The following is a 4,470-nucleotide window of genomic DNA, read 5'->3' on the forward strand; positions in this document are numbered from 1 at the left end:
GGTCGGCCGGCTGCGTCTTGAAGGCGTCACGATCCCCGATCGGCACCGGCGCGCGGCGGCTGATGCGCAGCAGCGTGTAGCCCGCCAGGCAGAGATGCGCGAAGGCGGTCGCCAGGAACAGACCTTCCGGGCGCATCCAGCCCATCAGGGCAGCCGCAAGCAAAGGTCCGATCATCGTGCCGAAGCCATAGAGCAGCAACAGCCCGCCAGATACCTTGACGAAATCCTCCGAGCGCGCGTGGTCGTTGGCATGCGCCACGGCGATGGAATAGAGCGTATAGGCGAAGGCGCCATAGGCGGCGGTGAAGACGATGACGAAGACGCCGGAGCGTGGCTCGAACAGGAAGATCATGAGCGCGAAGAAGGCCCCGCCGAAAGCCGCCCCCGCCAGCACGAAGCGCCGGTCGGTCTTGTCGGACAGGCGCCCGGCCGGAAGCTGCATGGCGGCACCGGCAACGACCACAAGGCTCATCATCAGGGCGATCTCGGCCGTGGAAATGCCGATGCGCGCACCATAGACTGCGCCAAGCGTGCCCCAGGCGCCGTTGGCGATGCCGATCAGCACGCAAGCGACCGCCGACACCGGCGAATTGGCATAAAGGCCCCTGACATCAAGTGAGACATCCTGCAGCGGCTTGGGGTGGGAGGCGGTCGAGACCGCCGTCGGAATGAGCGACAGGCAAAACAGGATGCCGGTGATCATGAACAGCGACGCGGACTTCACGTCGCCGCCGGCGACGATCATCTGCCCACCCATGATCGAGGCATAAGTCACCATCATGTAGAGGCCGAAGACGGTGCCACGGTTCTCGTTGGTGGCCTTCTCGTTCAACCAGCTTTCGATGACCATGAAGGCGCCGGCCATGGTGAAGCCGGTGAAGGCGCGCAGCAGGATCCAGACATACTCGTCGATGATCAGCCCGGTGAGCAGCGCCACGATGGCGCCGGATGCGGCAAAGGCGCCAAAGGCGCGCACGTGGCCGGCGCGGCGCACGATGCGCGGTGCGAAGAAGCAGCCGGTGACGAAGCCGCCGGCCCAGGCCGTGCCCATCAGGCCGAGCGATGCGGTCGAGAAGCCTTCCAACTGACCGCGCAGGGGCAGAAGCAGCCCATGCAAACCAGATGCCGCGAGCAGGAAAGCGGTGCCGCGAAGCAGCGAGAGGATCGGTCGGTAGGTTGCGAACATTGGTTGATCCGGCTCAGGTTTGGCGGGGACGCTGGGTCTGAAGACAGTCGCATTCGGGCTTTTCGGCGGCGGGCTTTACGCCCGAGCGCCTATCTGCGGCGGAACAGTGCTTCGGCCGCGGATTTGGTGGTGTCCTTGGCCTTGAGTTCGGCTTCCAGGCGGGCGATTTCGTCGCGCAGGATGCCGATCCGCTCAGTCAAGTCGCTGACGGAAAGCAATGACAGGTCCTGCCCGATCTCGTGCGGGCGCGCCTTCTTCTTGGGTTCGTCGTCGAAGATCGCCATCGTCGCTCCTCCTCCGCCAAGACCAGATTGGCCATTTGCCTGATTTGGCAATCAGCATACATAGGGCAGGGGCGTCGATGCAAACAGCCGATCGGACAACGGCGAGGAAAGACGGGAAATCTCATGGCGAGCGGACAGAAAATTCCGGCAAGGATGACGGCCATCGCGATCTCGGAGCCGGGTGGCCCTCGGGTGCTGAAGCCGGAAACACGCGACGTGCCGCAGCCCGGCCCCGGCGAGATCCTGATCAAGGTGCATGCCGCCGGCGTCAACCGGCCCGACGTCCAGCAGCGCAAAGGCGCCTATCCGCCACCGCCCGGCGCATCCGACCTGCCGGGCCTCGAGGCATCGGGTGAAGTCGCCGCCCTTGGCGACGACATATCACGCTGGCGCATTGGCGACCGCGTCTGTGCGCTGACGCCCGGCGGCGGCTATGCCGAATATGTCAAGGTCCATGCAGGGAGCGTGCTGCCGTTGCCCGCCGGCTTCACCCACACCGAAGCCGCGGCGGTGCCGGAGAATTACTTCACCGTCTGGCACAATGTGTTCGAGCGTGGCGGCCTCAAGAAAGGCGAGACGCTGCTCGTCCACGGCGGCCCGTCCGGCATCGGCACGACAGCAAACCAGCTTGCCTCCGCCTTCGGCGCCTATGTCATCACCACTGCCGGCAGCAAGGAGAAATGCGACGCCTGCCTGAAGCTCGGCGCCGACCGGGCGATCAATTATCGCGAGGCGGATTTCGTCGCCGCGGTGAAGGAGGCAACGGGTGGCAAAGGCGCCAATGTCATCCTCGACATGGTCGGCGGCGACTATGTGGCGCGCAATTATGAGGCCGCGGCGGTCGAAGGCCGCATCGTCCAGATCGCCGTTCAGGCCGGCGCTGTCGCAAGCGCGGACTTTTCGAAGATCATGGTCAAGCGGCTTACCCACACAGGTTCGACGCTGAGGCCGCGAACCGTCGAGTTCAAGGCGGCGATCGCGGCGGCGCTGGAAGCGCAGGTGTGGCCGCTGCTCGGCACGCGCAAGGTTGCCCCTGTGATGGACATGATCTTCCCGCTCAGCGAAGCCTGGCGGGCGCATGAGCGCATGGAAGAGGGTGAGCATATCGGCAAGATCGTGCTCGACGTAGGCTGACAGCGCGCGAGGTCAGCGCCTCGCTGCCCACAAGATGAACAGAAGCTTAATGCTGCAATGCAGCATTTGCATCATTGCTATGCAAAATCAGCCATTCAAGTCCTCATCGATGACGCCTATTTGAGCACCATCGAAACGAACATCATTCTGGAGGGACTACCATGAACCCGATCCGCGCTTTCCGTAACTGGCGTATGTACACCGAGACCGTCCGCGAACTGAACCGTCTCAACGCACGTCAGCTCAGCGATCTCGGCATCAACCGCGCCGACATCGAAAAGATCGCCCGCAGGGCTATCTAAAGCCACGTCCTGGTCCGCTCCGGCGGGCCCAAGCCGTGGAAGCCAGAGCCGCACCAGACGAACTTTGTCGCGGTTCCGAGCCCGCTGGACCCAGTCCGGCGGGTTTTGTCGTTTTGGGCGGGAGATCAACGACCGTCCCAACCGATACCGGCCATCGAGCAGGGTTGACCTCGGTTTCCTGCATGGCATCTTGGCTCGGCGCTTTCACAAGGGCGAACCCTGATGGAAGCAGCGGCTCCGGCATGACAGGGGTGCCCCTATCTCAACCGATCTTTGCCAAGACCGGAACTCGCCAGCGAAGCCAGCTTGTCGTTCTGTTCAAGAGCGCGGAACGTTTTCGGTAAGTACCCACGGCTTCCGGTCTTTGCTCCAAAAACGTTGCGAAAGGACCCGAGAGCGGTTATACAGACCGCGAATTTCCCATTTTGGTGGCTCTAAACCACCGCCCGCGCGGGAACGCGGGCGAACGAGAAGGATTTGTAAAAATGGCCAATACGCTGCTGATGCCCAAGGCGACCGCCGTCTGGCTGGTCGACAATACCGCACTTTCCTTCGAGCAGATCGCGCAGTTCTGCGGACTGCATCCGCTCGAGGTCAAGGCAATCGCCGATGGCGAAGCGGCGCAAGGCATCAAGGGCATGGACCCGATCATGACCGGACAGCTGACCCGCGACGAGATCGCCCGTGCCGAGAAGGACCCGAACCAGCGCCTGAAGCTTTCGGACCCCAAGGTGCGGGTGCCCGAATCCAAGCGCAAGGGTCCGCGCTACACGCCGCTGTCGAAGCGCCAGGACCGGCCGAACGCGATTCTGTGGCTGGTGCGCAACCATCCCGAGCTCAAGGACGCGCAGATCTCGCGTCTCGTCGGCACCACCAAGTCGACGATCGAGCAGATCCGCGAGCGCAAGCACTGGAACTCAGCCAATCTGCAGCCGATGGACCCGGTGACGCTGGGTCTCGCCTCGCAGATCGACCTCGACATGGAAGTCAACCGCGCCTCGCGCGGCCGCGAACAGGCGCAGCCGGTCGGCGACACGCTGCTGCCGGCGGCCCTGACCGAGCGGTTGGTGCCGGCTCCCGAGAAGCCGAAGGACGAGGACGCCGAACTCGACGCCAACGCCGTGTTCGCCAAGCTCTCGGCCTTGAAGTCGAAGAACACGGACAATGACGACGACGAGTGAGGTTGTCTGATATCCAAGAAAAAGCCCGCTTCGAGCGGGCTTTTTTCTAACTGCGTCGGGTCTCAGCTTCGCGCGGCGCGGTCCGGCGCCATGCCATAGTCCTCGCTGCGCTCCACCGCGCGGTAGAAGTCGGCAAGCTGCTTGCCGCGCTCCGGCTTGAAGATGCGGCCGGCGATGACCACCGAGGCGATGCGATCGATGCGGAAGGCGCGGAAATCGTCGCGCATCTCGCACCAGGCGACCAGCGTCCACACCTTGCCCCAGAACCACAGGCCGAGCGGGCGGATATCGCGGGCGGTGCCGCGGCCGGCCTCGTCGGAATAGTCGATGGTCAGCACCTGGCGCTTTTCGACCGCGCGCTCGATCAGGTCGATCGCCTCGCG

6 protein-coding genes are annotated in these 4,470 nt (G+C 63.9%); 3 read left to right on the forward strand and 3 right to left on the reverse strand.

Annotated features, from left to right (window positions below):
• Positions 1–1,186, reverse strand: a 1,186-nt coding sequence (locus tag EN994_RS19375; protein ID WP_127307730.1) for an MFS transporter, incomplete at its 3' end; no start/stop codon positions are given.
• A gap of 89 nt (positions 1,187–1,275) precedes the next feature.
• Positions 1,276–1,470, reverse strand: coding sequence for a DUF1192 domain-containing protein (locus EN994_RS19380; protein WP_063169161.1), 195 nt, complete (start codon positions 1,468–1,470; stop codon positions 1,276–1,278).
• Positions 1,471–1,593: 123 nt separating this feature from the next.
• Between EN994_RS19380 and EN994_RS19385 the strand changes: the two genes are divergently transcribed.
• The 3 genes from EN994_RS19385 to EN994_RS19395 all read left to right on the forward strand — a co-directional run bounded on the left by EN994_RS19385 (position 1,594) and on the right by EN994_RS19395 (position 4,087).
• Positions 1,594–2,604 carry an NAD(P)H-quinone oxidoreductase gene (locus EN994_RS19385; protein ID WP_127307731.1) on the forward strand — a complete coding sequence of 337 codons (1,011 nt, stop codon included), beginning with the start codon at positions 1,594–1,596 and terminating at the stop codon, positions 2,602–2,604.
• A 161-nt stretch (positions 2,605–2,765) separates the two neighbouring features.
• Positions 2,766–2,906 carry a DUF1127 domain-containing protein gene (locus EN994_RS19390; RefSeq protein ID WP_013529236.1) on the forward strand — a complete coding sequence of 47 codons (141 nt, stop codon included), beginning with the start codon at positions 2,766–2,768 and terminating at the stop codon, positions 2,904–2,906.
• Positions 2,907–3,391: 485 nt separating this feature from the next.
• Positions 3,392–4,087 (forward strand): DUF1013 domain-containing protein, encoded by a 696-nt coding sequence (locus EN994_RS19395; RefSeq protein ID WP_013529237.1) that lies wholly within the window; start codon positions 3,392–3,394, stop codon positions 4,085–4,087.
• 62 nt (positions 4,088–4,149) lie between these two features.
• On the opposite strand, the gene EN994_RS19400 is transcribed toward EN994_RS19395, so the two are convergent.
• Positions 4,150–4,470: WYL domain-containing protein (locus EN994_RS19400; protein WP_127307732.1), on the reverse strand; the 321-nt coding region annotated here is incomplete at its 5' end.

Origin of the sequence: Mesorhizobium sp. M7A.F.Ca.CA.002.09.1.1, from assembly GCF_003998555.1 — a bacterium.
Classification (GTDB): Bacteria; Pseudomonadota; Alphaproteobacteria; order Rhizobiales; family Rhizobiaceae; genus Mesorhizobium; species Mesorhizobium ciceri.

Excerpts from the sequence above, each read along its gene's own strand:
- EN994_RS19380 (WP_063169161.1), bottom strand. The coding sequence starts at position 1,470 with ATGGCGATCTTCGACGACGAACCCAAGAAGAAGGCGCGCCCGCACGAG.
- EN994_RS19385 (WP_127307731.1), top strand. The coding sequence starts at position 1,594 with ATGGCGAGCGGACAGAAAATTCCGGCAAGGATGACGGCCATCGCGATC.
- EN994_RS19390 (WP_013529236.1), top strand. The coding sequence starts at position 2,766 with ATGAACCCGATCCGCGCTTTCCGTAACTGGCGTATGTACACCGAGACC.
- EN994_RS19395 (WP_013529237.1), top strand. The coding sequence starts at position 3,392 with ATGGCCAATACGCTGCTGATGCCCAAGGCGACCGCCGTCTGGCTGGTC.